This is a genomic window from Halorubrum trapanicum, from assembly GCF_002355655.1.
In the GTDB taxonomy this organism is placed as follows: domain Archaea; phylum Halobacteriota; class Halobacteria; order Halobacteriales; family Haloferacaceae; genus Halorubrum; species Halorubrum trapanicum_A.
This window is the reverse complement of the sequence record NZ_AP017569.1, coordinates 2,133,767-2,149,402: the sequence shown is the minus strand read 5'-3', so window position 1 is coordinate 2,149,402 and position 15,636 is coordinate 2,133,767. Positions and strand designations below refer to the sequence as shown.

The 15,636-nt window shown below is 71.0% G+C and carries 15 protein-coding genes; 5 read left to right on the top strand and 10 right to left on the bottom strand.

Features of this window, described 5'->3' with window-relative positions:
• The first annotated feature begins 39 nt into the window (after nt 1–39).
• On the top strand, nt 40–1,305 hold the full coding sequence (locus CPZ01_RS10445) for a DHH family phosphoesterase (protein ID WP_096394811.1): 1,266 nt from the start codon (nt 40–42) through the stop codon (nt 1,303–1,305).
• 36 nt (nt 1,306–1,341) lie between these two features.
• On the opposite strand, the gene CPZ01_RS10440 is transcribed toward CPZ01_RS10445, so the two are convergent.
• The 4 genes from CPZ01_RS10440 to CPZ01_RS10425 form a co-directional block, all read right to left on the bottom strand.
• Nucleotides 1,342–2,250: a DUF106 domain-containing protein gene (locus CPZ01_RS10440; protein ID WP_096394809.1), complete on the bottom strand. Its 909-nt coding sequence runs from the start codon at nt 2,248–2,250 to the stop codon at nt 1,342–1,344.
• Between the two features lie 119 nt (nt 2,251–2,369).
• Nucleotides 2,370–2,993 carry an adenylate kinase gene (locus tag CPZ01_RS10435; RefSeq protein ID WP_096394807.1) on the bottom strand — a complete coding sequence of 208 codons (624 nt, stop codon included), beginning with the start codon at nt 2,991–2,993 and terminating at the stop codon, nt 2,370–2,372.
• A gap of 57 nt (nt 2,994–3,050) precedes the next feature.
• Complete coding sequence (locus CPZ01_RS10430) at nt 3,051–3,611, bottom strand: GNAT family N-acetyltransferase (protein WP_096394805.1); 561 nt, start codon at nt 3,609–3,611, stop codon at nt 3,051–3,053.
• Nucleotides 3,608–3,976, bottom strand: coding sequence for a universal stress protein (locus CPZ01_RS10425; RefSeq protein ID WP_096394803.1), 369 nt, complete (start codon nt 3,974–3,976; stop codon nt 3,608–3,610). The genes CPZ01_RS10430 and CPZ01_RS10425 overlap by 4 nt, the downstream gene beginning before the upstream one ends.
• 89 nt (nt 3,977–4,065) lie before the next feature.
• On the opposite strand from CPZ01_RS10425, the gene CPZ01_RS10420 reads away from it, so the two are divergent.
• Nucleotides 4,066–4,875 (top strand): DUF5806 family protein, encoded by an 810-nt coding sequence (locus CPZ01_RS10420; protein ID WP_096394801.1) that lies wholly within the window; start codon nt 4,066–4,068, stop codon nt 4,873–4,875.
• Nucleotides 4,872–6,536, top strand: coding sequence for an ATP-binding protein (locus CPZ01_RS10415; protein WP_096394799.1), 1,665 nt, complete (start codon nt 4,872–4,874; stop codon nt 6,534–6,536). Before CPZ01_RS10420 ends, CPZ01_RS10415 begins: the two co-directional genes overlap by 4 nt.
• 7 nt (nt 6,537–6,543) lie before the next feature.
• Here CPZ01_RS10415 and CPZ01_RS10410 read toward each other — a convergent pair whose 3' ends face one another.
• The 6 genes from CPZ01_RS10410 to glyA all read right to left on the bottom strand — a co-directional run bounded on the left by CPZ01_RS10410 (nt 6,544) and on the right by glyA (nt 12,709).
• Nucleotides 6,544–8,265 carry an aldehyde ferredoxin oxidoreductase family protein gene (locus CPZ01_RS10410; RefSeq protein ID WP_096394797.1) on the bottom strand — a complete coding sequence of 574 codons (1,722 nt, stop codon included), beginning with the start codon at nt 8,263–8,265 and terminating at the stop codon, nt 6,544–6,546.
• 502 nt (nt 8,266–8,767) lie between these two features.
• Nucleotides 8,768–9,292 (bottom strand): metallophosphoesterase, encoded by a 525-nt coding sequence (locus CPZ01_RS10405; RefSeq protein ID WP_096394795.1) that lies wholly within the window; start codon nt 9,290–9,292, stop codon nt 8,768–8,770.
• A gap of 60 nt (nt 9,293–9,352) precedes the next feature.
• Nucleotides 9,353–10,354 (bottom strand): ornithine cyclodeaminase family protein, encoded by a 1,002-nt coding sequence (locus CPZ01_RS10400; protein WP_096394793.1) that lies wholly within the window; start codon nt 10,352–10,354, stop codon nt 9,353–9,355.
• Nucleotides 10,355–10,448: 94 nt separating this feature from the next.
• Nucleotides 10,449–10,733, bottom strand: coding sequence for a hypothetical protein (locus CPZ01_RS10395; RefSeq protein WP_096394791.1), 285 nt, complete (start codon nt 10,731–10,733; stop codon nt 10,449–10,451).
• Nucleotides 10,734–10,917: 184 nt separating this feature from the next.
• Nucleotides 10,918–11,328 carry a DUF3054 domain-containing protein gene (locus CPZ01_RS10390; RefSeq protein ID WP_096394789.1) on the bottom strand — a complete coding sequence of 137 codons (411 nt, stop codon included), beginning with the start codon at nt 11,326–11,328 and terminating at the stop codon, nt 10,918–10,920.
• A 133-nt stretch (nt 11,329–11,461) separates the two neighbouring features.
• A complete protein-coding gene (gene glyA / locus CPZ01_RS10385; protein WP_096394787.1) occupies nt 11,462–12,709 on the bottom strand; it encodes a serine hydroxymethyltransferase in 1,248 nt (415 codons plus the stop codon).
• Nucleotides 12,710–12,997: 288 nt separating this feature from the next.
• Between glyA and tbsP the strand changes: the two genes are divergently transcribed.
• Together tbsP and CPZ01_RS10375 are read left to right on the top strand one after the other, a co-directional pair.
• The gene (gene tbsP, locus CPZ01_RS10380) at nt 12,998–13,819 is read left to right on the top strand and encodes a transcriptional regulator TbsP (RefSeq protein WP_096394785.1); all 822 of its coding nucleotides are present in this window, start codon (nt 12,998–13,000) and stop codon (nt 13,817–13,819) included.
• A gap of 110 nt (nt 13,820–13,929) precedes the next feature.
• Complete coding sequence (locus tag CPZ01_RS10375) at nt 13,930–15,621, top strand: YcaO-like family protein (RefSeq protein WP_096394783.1); 1,692 nt, start codon at nt 13,930–13,932, stop codon at nt 15,619–15,621.
• Nucleotides 15,622–15,636: the final 15 nt, after the last annotated feature.

Sequence of the window (15,636 nt, the reverse complement as noted above, 5' to 3'; positions counted from 1 at the left end):
GAGCGGCGGAGTTTTCCGGCTGCCGCCCGCCTCAACGGTATGGACGACGACCTCATCGAGACGGGCGAGGCCCCCCGCTCGCGGTACACGAAACTTCCGGGGAAGGGGTTCTTCTACCCCGACTCGCTGGACGACGAACGCGCGGAGCGCCGGGCGCGGGAGGCGATCGAGGGCAGCGAGGCGGTCGTGATCGCCGACGGCGACGCCGACGGCCTCGCCTGCGCGGCGATGATCCGCGAGGCGTACGACGCCGCGCTCGACGTCGAGCCCTTCGAAGACGCCATCGCGGCGCGGTTGGCGGACGACGACGAGGAGTCCGACGGCAACGACGATGACGGCGAGGAGTCCGACGACGACCCCCTCGCCGACGTCCACGCCGAGTCCCCGGTCGGGCTGCTCTCGGCGGGCCCGTACTCGATCGACACCGCGCTCGAACGCGTCGAGGCGTACGCCGACGACGGCGTCGACCTGTTCATTTGCGACCTCTGTCCCGACGACTACGAGCCGATCGCGGAGCCGCTGGAATCGCTCGCGGAGTCGACCGACGCGATCCGCTGGTTCGACCACCACCAGTGGGACGACGAGACCGCCGCGGCGGTGCGCGAGGCCGGCGTCGACCTCGTCGTCGGCGACTCCGACGAGGAGTGCACCGCCGACGTGACGCTCCGGTCGCTCGACGTCGCGTTCGACGACCGCTGGGCCGAACTCGCCGAAGTCACGCGCGACCACGACCTCTGGATCAAGGAGGACCCGCGCTCCGACGACCTCGCCGACTACTCCTACTGGGCCGGCGCCGAGGAGTACGCGGCCGTGATCGGCGCGTACGGCGTCGACCTCCCCGAGACGGTGCGGTCGTTCGTCGAGGACCGCCGCGTCGAGAAGGAAGCCAGAATCGACCTCGCGGTCGACCGCGCGGTCACCCACGAGGTCGGCGACTGGCGCGTCGCGGTCACCTACGGCCGCTGCTCGCAGAACGAGGTCGCGGAGCGGCTGCGCGAGGCGGGCGCCGACGCCGCCGTGATCGTCAAGCCCGCGGGGTCCGCCTCCATCCGCGGCTCGGACGACTTCCGGCACGCCCACGAGGTCGCCGGGAAGGTGAACGGCGGCGGCCACCCGCAGGCGGCGGGCTGCAAGCCCGACATCTACGACGACATGCTCGATTACGCCCACCACTGGAGCACCGAGGGACAGGCGTGTAAGCGCGTCATCCTCGCGGCGTTCGAGGCGGTCGCCGAGGAGGTCGCGGCCGAGGAGGTTGCGACCGAGGAGAGCGACGGCGACAACGCGGGCGAAGCCGACGAGTAGGCGCCGGGAGGAAACAGCGGGAATCGAGCGCGTCGCCTACGAGGAGGACGGCGACATCTCGATGTTGAGGCTCTTCTGGACCAGCTGCGTGAACGCCATCGAGCAGAGGAAGTACCAGAGGATCCACATCTGGATCGGGCCGACGATCCCGGTGTCCCAAGTGACGGTCCCCGCCAGCGGCACGACGAGCTCCTGCGCGGCGACGGCCGGATACGCGGCGTCCGAGCCGCGGTAGCCGATCACCCAGAACATCCAGAGGAACGCGGGGATGGTGAGGAACATGATCCACACCATCGGGCGGAACTGCTCTTTGAACATGCCGAGCTGGTCGCCCATCGCCTCCATCTGCTCTTCTTGGATCTCGTCGAGGGCCTCGTCGTCGTCGCGCTTCTCGGCCTCCTTCCGACGCTCTTGGATGTCTTTCATCCGGTCCTGGTACGCGCCCATCTTCTCCATGTCCATGAGCCCGGCGCGCAGCAGCGTCGAGTACAGCCCCGTCCCGAGCGCGATGACCATGATCACGACGTAGAAGGGGACCACGTTCAGGAGCGGGCCGAGGACGACGTCGATGGCGCCGGCGATGGCGTTCCGGACCGGGCCGACCGCGTAGCCGACGAACGCGCCGACCGTCGCCACCCCGGCGAGCTTGTCCCACTTCGACCAGGTGGTCGTCTCCGGCGTCTCCACGTCGCCGCCGCCCGAGTCGTCGTCGTCCTCCATGCCGGCCTCGATCCCCTCGCGGTCGGCCAGCGCGAACCCCTCCTCGCCGTCGACGAGGATCTCCTTCTCGATGAGCCGGCCCCACTGCCCGCTCGAGATTTCGTCGCGAACGTCGACCCAACGGACCTCGCCGCCGCTGGCGTTGTCGAGGACGACTTGAATGGCGTCCCGCATCTCGCCGTCATCGCGGACCAGCGAGCGGACTCGCCGTTCGACTTTGCTCATTAGCGGCCGATTAGCGGTCGACGGTTAAGAACCTTGTAGGATCGCCGCTCGGATCGGCGTCCCTCGACGACGCGAGTCGACCTCCGACGACGACGCGGATCAGTTTTCGGCGACGCGAGTTAGCTCTCGACGACGTCGCGGATCCGGGCGAAGACCTCGTCCGGAGGGGCCTCGCCGTCGACCTCGACGAGCACGCCCTCGTCGCGGAAGTGGTCGACCACGGGCTCGGTGTTCTCGTAGAAGACCTCCAGGCGCTCGCGCGCGGTCTCCTCGGTGTCGTCCTCGCGCTGGATCAGCTCGCCGCCGCACTCGTCGCAGACGCCCGGCTCCTCCGGGGGCTGGAAGTCGACGTGGTAGTTCGCGCCGCAGTCGTCGCAGACGCGGCGGCCGGTGAGTCGGTCGACGAGGACCTCCTCGTCGACGTCGAGGAGGATGACGGCGTCGAGGTCGGTTATCTCCGAGAGGTACTCCGCCTGCTCGATGTTGCGCGGGTAGCCGTCGAGGACGAACCCGTCGGCGTCGTCGAGCGCGGCCTTCACGATCTCGTTGACGACCGGGTCGGGAACGAGCTCGCCCGCGTCCATGAACGACTTCGGCGTCCCGTACTCCGTCTCCATCTCCTTGTTCGCGCGGAGCGCGTCGCCGGTCGTGACGTGCTCGACGCCGTACTCGTCGGCCAGCTTCGCGCTCTGCGTCCCCTTCCCGGCGCCGGGCGCCCCCAACAGCAGAATTCGATGGCTCATACCGGAGCGGTCGCGGGCCGCCCCTAAAGGCTTGAAGATTCCGGCGAGCGAGGTCCCTCAGTCCTCGCCGTCCTCGTCTCCGTCGTCCGCGCGGAGCCGCAGCCCCATCTCCAGCTCGAAGCTCTCGGCGTCGGAGGTCTCGAAGCCGATCTTCTTGTACAGCGAGACCGCGGCGCGGTTCCACCGCTCGACGGTGAGCCACACCTTCTCGACGCCGTTCGCCTGTCCGTGCCCGAGCAGCCCGCGGATGAGGTGCGTGCCGATCCCGGCGCGCTGGTACTCCTGGTGGACGAAGATCGCCAGCTCGTAGGCGTCGCCGTCGGGGACGAGCGTCGCGTGGCCGGCGGCCTCGTCGCCGCACCAGGCGATCACGTTGTAGCAGTCGTCGCCGAGGATGGCGTCGAGCCACTCGCGGATGCGCTCCTCGCCGCCCGGGGGGATCCCCTGTGCGCGGTCGGCCGGGTCGAAGGCGTCGTACATCTCGACGAGCGCCTCGCGGACCGCCTCCTCGCCCTCGTACGGCCGGACCTCGATCTCGCGGTCCTCGCGGTCGGTGAACGCGGTCGGCGGCGGCGGGAACTCGTCCGCCACCGCGTCCGGGTAGCCTCGGTCGCTCATCTGACCAGCGTGACCGACGTCTTCGCGTTCAGCAGGACGAACTCCGCGATCGAGCCGATGGTGATCTTCCCCATCGGACTGGTGTGGCCGCCGCCCAAGACGATCTCCTCGAACCCCTCGGTCTCGGCGATCTCGACCAGTCGGCTTCCGGGGTCGCCCTCGACGCGTCGCACCTCGGCGTCGATCTCGGCCTCGTCTGTCGCCTCCCGGGCGCGTTCCATCACCTCGTCTGGGGCGACCGACGAGTCCTCGTTGTCCACCACGGCGATCGTCAGGTCGTCGTTCGCGATCGCCGCGCGCTCCACCGTCCGGTCGAGCGCGCGGAACGAGTCGTCGCTGCCGCCGATCCCGCAGAGCACCTTCATGCCCCATCCCTCCACGCGCCGGTACAAAAGTGGATCTCCGGCGGGCGACCACCGACAAGGCTTTTGCCCGCCCGTGGAGTTTCAGAGGTATGAGCGATCACACCGGTTCGGCGGCCGACTCGGCCGGCGAGACCGGCGACTCCGCCGCGGACCGGTCCCCGCCCGAGGACCGGTCCCCCTCTGGAGGCGGCGACGGGGAGCCCGACTCCCGAGCGGGCGACGAATCGAACGACGGATCGGACGACGAGACGCCGGAAGCGGAGCCGGACGCGGCCGACGACGAAGGCGGAACGGACGGCGAACAGGATCCGACCGCGACCGGTGAGGAACCCGACACCGAGGACGCGACCGGCGACGAGTCCGACGACGTGCCGCGGGACGTCCAGAAGTACGAGCGGTTCACAAAGATGGACGGCGCGCGCTACGAGCGCGTCAACGAGTTCCTCCGCGACCGGACGTACATCACGGCCCGCGAGTGGGCGATCGCGCGGCTCTGCGCCGACTTCCGCACTGAGACGGGCGTCGAGATGACGAAGATCGGCGAGAACCTCCCGGAGCTGGTCCCCTTCATGACCGACACGTACACGCCGCAGGCGGTCAACCAGGCGCGCTACTCCTTCGAGGAGAAGGTGACGAAGGCCGGCGCGACGTTCCTCTACGGCGCGATGTCCGGCTTCTTCACCGCCGAGGACTTAGACGAGATGATGTACGAGGTGACGGAGGTCGCGAAGTTCCTCCTCGAAGTGGAGGGGGTCGACCTCGCCGTCGCCGACGAGCTGGAGGCCGAAGACAAGATCAGCGAGGTGATGCGCGAGGTGCGCGCCTCCTCGGCCGACCTCCGGGGAGAGGAGGTGCGCTGCCCCGAGTGCGGGCACGTCCACGAGCCGACCGAGGAGTGACCATGGACCGCTTCCCAGAGGCGATCGACGCGACCCCGGACCCCACGCTCGTCGTCGACGGCGACGGCGTCGTCCGCGCGGGCACACCGAGCGTCGAGGCGGTGTTCGGCCTCGATCCGACGGACCTCGCCGGGCGATCGATCGACGACGTGTTCCAGGACCCGACCGAGTTGGACTGGGGCGGCGGCGGGTCGACGCCGCCATTCGGAACCGATACCGACGGCGACGACACCGGAGGCGGAGCCTCCCGGAGCGACGAGCGGAGCGAGGCGGAAGCGGCGGGCTCCCGTCACGGCGTGACGGCGCTGATCGAGACGACGCGCGCCGGCGAGGCGCGGTCGCTCGCCGACGGGTTCGAGCTGGCCGTGCGCCGCGGCGACGGCGTCCTCGTCCCGGTTCGGGTCAGCGTCGGCCCGTTCGAGATAGACGGCGACCCGTACGCGGTCGTCACCGCGATCGACGTCTCGAACGAGCGGACGCGGCGGCTGGCGCTCCAGCGCCGCACGGAGACGCTCGAATCCCTCCACGAGGCGACCAGGGAGCTGCTGAAGACGACCGACAGGGAGGCGGCCGCCGAGGCGGCGGTGTCGTACGTCGACGACGTGCTCGGCCACCCGATCGCCGCGATCTGGCTGTACGACGAGGAGTCGGACGCCCTCGAACCGATCGTCTGGACCGACACCGCGGACGCCGTCGTCGGCGATCATCCGACGTTCGCGGCCGACGAGCCGAGCATCACCTGGGAGGCCTTCGAGAGCGGCGAGCCGACCTACGTGGCGGACGTCGGCGACGACCCCGACCGCTACGACGACGACGCGACGATCCGCAGCGAGCTCGTGGTCCCGCTCGGTCGGTACGGGGTGTTGAACGTCGGCGCGACCGTTCCCGACGCGTTCGACGACTCGGACCTCGCGGTCGCGCGCATCTGGGCGGCGACGGTGACGATGGTGCTGGTCCGCATCGAGCGGGAGCGACAGCTCCGCCGGCGCGAAGCGGAGGTCGCCCGCGAGCGCGACCGGTTGGAGGAGTTCGCCAGCCTCGTCTCCCACGACCTGCGGAGCCCGCTCAACGTCGCCGCCGGGAACCTCGAGATCGTCACGGACCGGCTCGCCGACGAGTCGATCGACGTCGAGGAGCTGGGCGCGGTCGAGCGCTCGCTGGACCGGATGGACGCGCTGATCGAGGACCTGCTCGCGCTGGCCCGACAGGGCGCCGGCATCGACGAGACCGAGCCCGTCCCGCTGGCCGACCTCGTCGCGGAGTGCTGGGAGACCGCCGACACCGAGTCGGCGACGCTGACGGTCGAGACGGGCGCCGTCGTCGCCGCCGACCGTAGCCGCCTCCGGCAGGCGCTGGAGAACCTCTTCGTCAACGCGGTCACCCACGCGGGCCCCGACGTCGCCGTCACGGTCGGCGCGCTCCCCGACGGCGACGGCTTCTACGTCGCCGACGACGGCCCCGGGATCGACCCCGGTGACCGCGAGGAGGCGTTCGAGGCGGGCGTGACGTCGGACCCGGACGGGACCGGCTTCGGGCTGAAGATCGTCGCCGAGGTCGCGGAGGCGCACGGGTGGACGGTCGAGCTCGCTGAGAGCGAAACGGGCGGCGCCCGGTTCGAGTTCCGCGGCGTCGACGTCGAGCCCGGCGACCGACCCGAGTGAGACCGCCTCAGTCGTCGGCCGGCGCCGCGCTCGCCGGGTCGAGCCCGTCGCCGTGGCCCGGGACGGTGCCGTCGTCGTTCCAGCCGCGGATCGCGTAGTACTCCGAGAGGGCGTCGTCGAACCCCTCGATGGCGTCGGCGTACGGGAGGGTGTCGTCCGCGCGGTCGAAGCCGCGGGCGTTGTTGAACGCGCGCTCCAGCTCGACGATCCGGGCGCCCAGCGTCTGGAGGGCGTCGTAGTCGGCGTCGAGCAGCGCCGCGAGCCGGTCGTCGGTGACGGTGCCCCGCGAGAACTTACAGACGACGGCCGAGTCGAGGACCGCGTTGCGGTTCTCCTTCGCGACGAGCTTCGGCGGCTTCCCGTCGAGCCCCTGGGGGTCGAGCGCGTCGTCGGGGTCGACGAGCGGGTACTCGTAGGGGTAGAACTCCCCGTACATGTGGTCGGCGCCGCGGTTCGCGGTCGCGAACGCGAGCCCCTGCCCGTTGAGCGCGCGGCCGTCGTGGCCGGAGAAGGCCAATCCCTTCACCGTCCAGTCCTCGGCGCCGAACTCCCCGCTGGCGCGGTGGACCCCCTCCGCGAGCTTGTCGCCGACGCCCTCGCGGTAGGCGATCCGCTCGACGAGCGAGCGGACGAGCTCCGCGTTGCCGAACTCGTCTTCGCTCTCCAAGAACATCGAGACGACGTCGCCACAGGAGATGGTGTCCATCCCCAGCTCGTCGCACAGCTCGTTGGCGGCCATTACGTCGACGACGTCGTCGACGCCGGCGTTCGAGCCGAACGCCATCACCGTCTCGAACTCCGGCCCCTCGGTCTCGACGCCGGTCTCCTCGTCGCGCGTGGGGAGCTTGCAGGCGAACGCGCACTGCGAGCAGGTCCCCTTCTTGTACTTCTTTTCTTCCACGCGGTCGCCGGAGATGCCCTCGACGCCCTCGAAGGAGGTCTCCGCGAAGTAGTACGACGGAAGCGCGTCCACCTCGTTCGCCAGCTCCGTCACGCTCGTCGTCCCCTGCCGCTTCATGATCGAGTCGGAGGTGGCCGCCTCGCGGTGGACCTCGCCCGCCTCGTCGGGCCAGTCGAGGTCGAGGTCGACTTCGGCGTCGCCGTCGAACGTGAGCGCCTTCACTCCCTTCGACCCGAGGACCGCCCCCAGCCCGCCGCGGCCGAACGCCCGCGTGTCCGAGGTCATGATCGACGCGAACCGGACCGCGTTCTCGCCCGCCGGGCCGATACAGGCCACGTGTTCCGGCTCCAGGCCGTGGCTCTGCGCGAACCGGTCCGACACGGCCGACACCTCGGCCTCCGCCAGATCGGAAACTTCCTCGAACGTCACGTCCGGCTCGCCGTCCGGCCCGATTTCGCGGACGTGGACCGCGAGGAGGTCGTCGCTCGCGCCGACGATCTCGACCGCGGCGTACCCCGCGCCGGTGAAGTTCCGCGAGAGGAACCCGCCCGCGTTCGACGACAGCAGACCGTTCGTGAGCGGCGAGAGGCCCGTGGCGGCCATCCGGCCGGTGTAGGAGGTCGTCGAGTACTGCATCGGCCCCGTCGAGAGGTAGAGGCGGTTCTCCGGCCCGAGCGGGTCGGCGTCGAACGGGATCCGGTCGTACGCGAGCGACGTGTTGAGCCCGCGGCCGCCGACGAACGACGCGAGCCGGTCGTCGATCGGTGCCGTCGACGCGGTCCGCTCGGTCAGGTCGATCGTGAGGAGCGGCCCCTGTGCGTGTCTCATGAACCAATAGAGCGAACGAGCGGCGATAAAACTCGGGGTGGGATCGCAGTTTAAATGCCAGTTAGATGCGGCGCGATCGCTTATAAAAAATGATGCGGTGGCGCGTGCCGACGAGCGCCCGCAGGGTGCGAGTCGCACGCGCGAGGGACGCGGTGAGCGACGGGCGACCGAAGGGAGCCCGGAGCGAACCGCGAGGTTGGGGAGGGGTGAGGTTGCGGTGCTGTGCGGGGCGGGACTCAAAGGGGCAGCCGCGAGGGCGAAGGCGCGCGATGTAAGCACCGCAGGGAGCGAGCAGCGCGAGCGACCGAGGCGCGCAGCGAGCGCACCGAGCCCTCGCGGCTGGGGCTTTGGAGGCGGTCGCCGCCGATCTGCTGGCAGCCATTTATAAGCGAGCGGCTGGGGCTTTGGCGGCCTTCACCGCAGAGTCGACGATCACTTATAAACATCCAACACCGTGTCCCGAGTCGGCTTATAAACAGCCGCTCTGCGTCACGTGCTTCTCTTATTCATCGAGGACGTGGTGCGTCACGGCGTCCGCTCCTGACTCCGCCGTCTCCAGCGTCGCGACCCGGAACGCGTCGTCCGCGCCCTCGACCGGGATCGGAAGCCCGCCCGGGTTCACCCGAATAGTCCCGTCGCGCTCCTCGACGCCGTGCGCGTGGGTATGGCCGTGGAACACGTAGTCGTAGTCGCCGCAGTCGACGAGCGCGTCGACGACGAGGTCGCTCGTGCCGTGGGTGACCGCGACGTCGACCGAGTCGCCCCCGGCTCCGTCGAACGAGAGCGCCGCGGCCTCGCCGTGGTACGCGCCGAACTCTTCGACCGTCGACTCGACCGCCCACTCGCCGTCGTTGTTCCCGCGGACCGCGTGAAAGTCGAAGTCTGCGTCGAACGGCGTCACCGAGAAGGGCGCGACGAAGTCGCCGCAGTGGACGACCGCGTCGACGCCCTCGCGCTCGAACAGCGAGACAGCCGCCTCGACGGCGGCGAGGTCGTCGTGCGTGTCGGAGACGATGCCGATCAGCATGTGCGCCGGGAGGCGGGCGCGGCACTTCAACCTCCGGCTACCACCTCGCGGCTTTCGTGACTACTCCCCGGTCAGCGCCTCGCTCGCGGGCGCGAAGTCGATCGTCTGTCCGCGCCCCCTCTCGCTCGCCCGCTTATAAAGCATGTGTGCGGCCGCGACCGTCTCGACGCCGGTCCCGCCAGAGTCGAAGACGGTCACCTCGTCATCGCTCGTCCGGCCGGGGTGGTCGCCTGCGACGACCTCGCCCAGATCTGCCGCGATCCCCTCGCCCTCCTCGATCAGGCCCGTTTCGACCGCGGCGAGGTACGAGCCGGCGTCCTGCGTCGCGCGCGCCCGGAGGTCGGGGACGTACGTCGCCCGCGCGACGAGCTCGGGCGGCAGCTCGTTCTTCTCCGGGTGGTACTGTCCCATCGCGGTGACGTGCGTCCCCGGCTCCACGTCGGCGTCGTCGATCACGGGGTCGCTCGCGGTCGTCGCGGTGATCACGACGTCGGCGCCCGCCAGCGCGTCGCTCGCGCTCGCGACCGCGGCCACGTCGGCGTCGAGGCGCTCCTCGAAGTCGGCGGCGAACGACTCCCGGCTCTCCGGGGTCGGCGAGAACACCCGAACGGTCTCGAACTCGCGGACCGTCGCGGTCGTCGCGACCTGCCCGCGCGCCTGCGCGCCGCTGCCGATCACGGCGAGCTCGGTCGCGTCGTCGCGGGCGAGCGCGTCGACCGCGACCGCCCCCGCGGCACCCGTTTTAAACGGATTCATCGACGCGCCGTCGAGCAGCGCGAGCGGTTCGCCCGACTCGGCGTCGAACAGCGGCGTCATGAACCACGCGTCCTCCGCGCCGAAGCCGGCGGAGTAGCTGTACCCGCCCATCGCGCCCGTCTCCGGGAGGACGGCGGCGTAGGTCGTGAACATCCCCGGCGGCTCGCGGTTGAACAGCTTCGTCCGCGGCTCCGCCGGCGCTCCCTCGCCGACCTGTCGGTAGGCGTCGCGCACGGCGGCGACGTAGTCGGCCGGCTCGGCGAGGTCGTCGACCTCGGAACTCGTGAGGAACAGGGCGTCCGTCATACCCGCCCACTCGGGGCGCGGGGACTAAACGATACAGGACGCGGCGAACGGTCGCGGCGGCGACCGGAACGGCAAGGGAGGAGCGACAGGACCGTCAGTCGGCGGTGCCCGCGGAGGAACCGCCCGCCGTCGAGCCGCCCGCGGCCGAGCCGCCGACCGCGGAGCGCTCGCCGGCGTCGCCGTCGAAGGAGCGCTCCGCGGGCGCGTCGAGCGCGACTGGATTTCGGACGAACATCGCGTGAGCCATCACCGTCCCCGCGGCGACGGCGCCGAACGGGAGCGCCGACGTTACCGACAGTCCGACCAGCGTGAGCGAGGCGGTCACACCGATCAGCGCTACCGGGATGAGCCCGAGGACGTAGTCGTAGTATCCAGTCATGCTCCCGTCGAATACTAACGGAGAAATCCATATTAAATTTTTCCCGCGGTTCGGAGGCGGTTCGTTCGTGAACACGCAGATGTGACTCATAACTTATGAACCGGACCGAGCTGTCGCCGACGCGGTTCGAGAACGCAAAAAGGGGGAAGAAACGGCGGCCGAGCGCCGAAATCGGACGAGAACGCTACCGGAGTCGGAAGTAGAGCGCCCGCCAGCCGCCGAGCGCGAGCGACCCCGTCACGAGCATGACGGCGGCGAAGGTGAGTTCGGCGCCGCCGCGGAACACGAACGCGCGGAGCGCGAGCCCGAGGACCGCGGCGGGGATCCACGACCGGACGACGAGCGGGACCGAGGACTTCCCGGTCTCGGCCGCGCCCGCGGAGTACGCGCCGACGAGCGGCGCGATCAGGGCCCACGCGATCAGGAAGGGCGCGTAGACGCCCGGCAGGTACAGCGGGTTCGCGGTCAGGAACTCAATCGTCTGGTGGTTGAGCGTCCCCACGGTCAACAGGAGGATCAACGCGATCACGTCCCCGACGGCGAGCGGCGCGGCGCCGCGGTCGAGGCGGGCGGCGAGAAACGACGGAGCGTCCATACCGCCCATTCCGAGCCGCCCCCACTTTTACGCATGGATTCGTCGGCGCGGGAGAGCGGCGATCGGGCGATGATCGAGGGTGACCGGGGGCGGCGATCGAGGGCGACCGGGGCGGCCGGCCGGCGCTACGTCGTCACTCGTACAGCGGGTGCGCCTCGCAGAGCTCGACGACGCGCTCGCCGACCTCGTAGATGACATCGTCGCTGTCGACGTTGTCGACGACGCGGTAGATCAGGTCGCCGACCTCCTCGATGGCGTCGGCGTCGAAGCCGCGCGTCGTCAGCCCGGCGGTGCCCGCGCGGATCCCCGAGGGGTCGAACGGCGAGCGCGTCTCGCCGGGGACCGTGTTCCCGTTGAGGACGATGTTCGCGGCCGCGAGGGCGTCCTCCGCGTCGCCGCCGGAGAGGTCCGGATGCGAGTCGCGCAGGTCGGCCAGCACGAGGTGGTTGTCCGTCCCGCCGGAGACCAGAGAGAGGCCGTGCTCCTGCAGCGTCTCGGCGAGCACCTCGGCGTTGTCGACCACGTTCCGGGCGTACTCCTCGAACTCGGGCTGGAGAGCCTCCTTGAAGCCGACCGCCTTGCCGGCGACGTTGTGCATCAGCGGGCCGCCCTGCCCGCCGGGGAACACGGCCGAGTCGACGTCGTCCGCGAACTCCGCGTCGCACATCACGATCCCGCCGCGGCCGGCGCGGATCGTCTTGTGGGTCGAGCCCGTGACGAAGTCGGCGACGCCGACGGGCGAGGGGTGGACGCCGGCGGCGACGAGCCCGGTGATGTGCGCGATGTCGGCGAGGTGGTAGGCGTCGACCGCGTCGGCGGCCGCCTGGATCTCCTCCCAGTCGACGGTGCGGGGGTACGCCGAGTAGCCCGAGACGATGATGTCCGGCTCGAACGACTCGGCCGCGTCGCGGAGCCCCTCGTAGTCGATGTACCCCGTCTCGGGGTCGACCTCGTACTGCTCGACGTCGTACAGCTGCCCCGTGAAGTTCGCGGGGTGGCCGTGCGAGAGGTGGCCGCCGTGGTTGAGGTCGAGGGAGAGGATCTTGTCGCCCGGTTCGAGGACGGAGTAGTACACCGCCTGGTTCGCCTGCGTGCCGGAGTGGGGCTGGACGTTGACGTGGTCGGCGCCCCACAGCTCCCTCGCGCGCTCGATCGCCAGCTCCTCCACCTCGTCGGCGTACTCGCAGCCGGCGTAGTAGCGCGACCCGGGATAGCCTTCGGCGTACTTGTTGGTGAGGACGCTCCCCTGCGCCTCCAGCACCGCCTCGCTGGCGTGGTTCTCGCTCGCGATCATCGCGAGCGTCTGCTCCTGTCTGTCGCGCTCGCCCGCCAGCGCGTCGGCGACCGCCGGGTCGACCTCCCGGACGTGCTCGTGGTCCATGTGCGAACGCGGGCGCGACCGCGCATTAATCCTTCCGTCGCCGGCGGAAATGCCGGCGCTCCGTCCGCGGACGCGGCTCCCCCTGACGGTCGGCCCGAGAGCGAAGTCCCGGGGAAAGACCCCCGGCCGAGAGAAGACTGGCGGCTCGGAAGCGACCTCCCGAGACGGGAAATTTTCCGACGCCGCTCATCGGCCGTTTTCGGTGGTTTGAGGCCCGCTGCGCGCGTTGTTCGACCCATGATTCCCGTTAATATTAAATACGCAACCGGCTTTTGATCGAAGAGATAAATGGTGTCGAATTTACTGGCGGCCGACGTCGAGGCGGCGCTCGAAGCGGCGTTCGCCGGGGGCGACGACGAGCTGCTCGTCGTGGACCCCTCCGCGGAGACGATCGTATCGCTGGTCGAGACCGCGGTCGGGCGGGACGACCTCCCGGAGCTGTCGATGCTCGCCGACGAGCGCACGCTCAAGAGCGTCATGGACGACTTCGTCGTCGCGTCCCGGGCGGCCGACCTCGTGGCGGACGGCGCTCTTGACCTCCGGGTGCTGGACGGCGAGGTCGACAACGCGTTGTTCGTCTCCCCCTCCCGGGTCGTCGCCCTGGTCACCGCGGGGGACGGCGTCGCCGCGCTCTCGACCGACGACGACGAGTTCGTCGACGAGGTGTACGACTCCCACCGGAGCGCGTTCGACGACGCGGAGCCGTACACGCTCCGCACGCCGGCGATCAGCCGGGTCCGCGAGACGATGGAGTCGGAGATCGGCGAGGCGGCCCGCGCCGACTTCGACGCCGTCCTCGACGCGACCGAGGGCGACGGCGGCGCCGACCTCGACGAGGTGACCGTCTCGCTGCTCGTCGCGGCGAAGAACGACGTGCTGCTCTACGACATCTCGAAGTGGGGCGAGGACGTCGGCATCGCCTCGAAGGCGACGTTCTCCCGGACGAAGACGCGCCTCGAGGACCTCGGGATCATCGACACGGAGAAGGTCCCGATCGACGTCGGCCGCCCCCGGCTCCGGCTGAAGCTCGGCGACGAGCGCCTCGAGGGCGTCGACGCCGCGGAGCTGGCCGCCGAGGCCGCCGAGATGATGGCCGCGACGCCCGCCTGAACACCGGTTCCCGTTCCCGCCGCAGTCTCGTCACGCGTCCCGCCGCAGCCTCGTCGCGCGTCCCGCCGCGGACCCCGCGGCTTTTTTTCGCCGCCTCGCCACGACCGAGTATGGATATCGGACTTGTCGGCGACGGGCCCGCGGTCGAGGCGACCGAGGCCGCGCTCGGCGACGTCGACGTGAACGCGATGCCCGTCGAGGCGGAGTTACTCGACGGGTTCGACCTGGCGGTCGTCGTCGACACCGCGGGGTCGTCGGCGTTCGCGACCGCGAACGAACTGCTCGACCGCTGGATCGGCGTCGAGGTCGGCGGGCTCGGCGGCGTCCCCCTCGCCGACCTCGACGCGGCGGTGACCGTCTTCGACGACGCCTGCTACGACTGCCTGCGCGCTCGCGTCGAGAGCGGGGGCGCCGAGCCCGCCGACGCGCCGACCGGCCGCCGCTCCGCCGTGCGCTACGCCGGCGCGGTGGCCGGGCGACGGGCGATCCGGCTGCTCGCCGGCGACCCGGTCGCGGACACCGTCGTCGAGGTACCGGGCGCCGAGCGGACGCTGCTGCCCGCGCCCGGGTGCGGCTGCGGCGCCGCCCCCGGCGACGCGCTCCCGCGCGACCACGCCGACCGCGGGCTCGACGACGCGATCGACCGCGCGGAGCGGGCCGTCGACCCCCGGATCGGGGCGCTTCGCGAGGTCGGCGAACAGGAGTCGTTCCCGCTGCCGTACTACGTCGCCCGGGTCGCGGACACGACGCCGTTCTCCGACGCGGACGCGGCCGACTTCGGCGGCGGCGCGGCCGCCGACTGGGACGCCGCGTTCATGAAGGCGCTCGGCGAGGGGTTAGAGCGGTACGCGGCCGGCGTCTACCGCGAGGCCGAGTTCACGCGCGCGCCGGCCGCGAACGTGCCGAACCCGGTCACGCCGGACGCGTTCGTCCGCCCCGACGGCGCCGAGGCGTACGACCGCGACGACGCCCTCCCGTGGGTCCGCGGCGAGCGCCTCGGAACGGGCGACCCCGCGAGCCTCCCGGCGGAGTTCGTCGGCTTCCCGCCGCCGGAGAACCGGTATCGCCCGCCGATCACGACCGGGCTCGGGCTCGGGAGCTCCGGACCCGACGCCGCGCTCTCCGGGCTGTACGAGTCGATCGAGCGCGACGCGACGATGACCGGCTGGTACTCCACGACGGAGCCGCTCGGGCTCGACGTCGACGACCCGGAGGTCGCCGAGCTGGAGAAGCGGGCGCGCGCGGAGTCGCTGTCGGCGACGCTCCTGCTCGTCACGACGGACGTGGACGTGCCGGTCGTCGCGGCCGGCGTCGAGCGCGAGGGCGACTGGCCGCGGTTCGCCGCGGGGTCGGGCGCCGACCTCGACCCGGCCGCGGCGGCGCGGAGCGCGCTCGCCGAGGCGCTCCAGAACTGGACCGAGCTCCGCTCGATGGGCCGGGAGACGGCCGCCGAGCAGGGCGCCGCGATCGGTCGCCACGCCGACTTCCCCGCGGAGACCGCGGCGTTCTTCGACCCGGACGCGAGCGTCTCGGCCGAGGGGCTCGGGGAGCCGGCGCTGACGGGGACCGAGGAGCTCGACGCCGTCGTCGACCGCGTCGAGGACGTCGGGCTCGACCCGTACGTCGCGCGGGTGACGACCCGCGACCTCGAAGCGCTGGGCTTCGAGGCCGTCCGCGTGCTGGTGCCGGGCGCGCAGCCGCTGTTCACCGGCGAGCCCTTCTTCGGCGACCGCGCGAGCGAGGTGCCGCGGTCGATGGGGTTCGAGCCCGCGCTCGACCGGCCGTACCACCCGTTCCCGTGAGAGCGCGGTTCGGGA

Coding starts and splice junctions, on each gene's coding strand:
- CPZ01_RS10445 (WP_096394811.1), top strand. CDS start 40: ATGGACGACGACCTCATCGAGACGGGCGAGGCCCCCCGCTCGCGGTAC.
- CPZ01_RS10440 (WP_096394809.1), bottom strand. CDS start 2,250: ATGAGCAAAGTCGAACGGCGAGTCCGCTCGCTGGTCCGCGATGACGGC.
- CPZ01_RS10435 (WP_096394807.1), bottom strand. CDS start 2,993: ATGAGCCATCGAATTCTGCTGTTGGGGGCGCCCGGCGCCGGGAAGGGG.
- CPZ01_RS10430 (WP_096394805.1), bottom strand. CDS start 3,611: ATGAGCGACCGAGGCTACCCGGACGCGGTGGCGGACGAGTTCCCGCCG.
- CPZ01_RS10425 (WP_096394803.1), bottom strand. CDS start 3,976: ATGAAGGTGCTCTGCGGGATCGGCGGCAGCGACGACTCGTTCCGCGCG.
- CPZ01_RS10420 (WP_096394801.1), top strand. CDS start 4,066: ATGAGCGATCACACCGGTTCGGCGGCCGACTCGGCCGGCGAGACCGGC.
- CPZ01_RS10410 (WP_096394797.1), bottom strand. CDS start 8,265: ATGAGACACGCACAGGGGCCGCTCCTCACGATCGACCTGACCGAGCGG.
- CPZ01_RS10405 (WP_096394795.1), bottom strand. CDS start 9,292: ATGCTGATCGGCATCGTCTCCGACACGCACGACGACCTCGCCGCCGTC.
- CPZ01_RS10400 (WP_096394793.1), bottom strand. CDS start 10,354: ATGACGGACGCCCTGTTCCTCACGAGTTCCGAGGTCGACGACCTCGCC.
- CPZ01_RS10395 (WP_096394791.1), bottom strand. CDS start 10,733: ATGACTGGATACTACGACTACGTCCTCGGGCTCATCCCGGTAGCGCTG.
- CPZ01_RS10390 (WP_096394789.1), bottom strand. CDS start 11,328: ATGGACGCTCCGTCGTTTCTCGCCGCCCGCCTCGACCGCGGCGCCGCG.
- glyA (WP_096394787.1), bottom strand. CDS start 12,709: ATGGACCACGAGCACGTCCGGGAGGTCGACCCGGCGGTCGCCGACGCG.
- tbsP (WP_096394785.1), top strand. CDS start 12,998: ATGGTGTCGAATTTACTGGCGGCCGACGTCGAGGCGGCGCTCGAAGCG.
- CPZ01_RS10375 (WP_096394783.1), top strand. CDS start 13,930: ATGGATATCGGACTTGTCGGCGACGGGCCCGCGGTCGAGGCGACCGAG.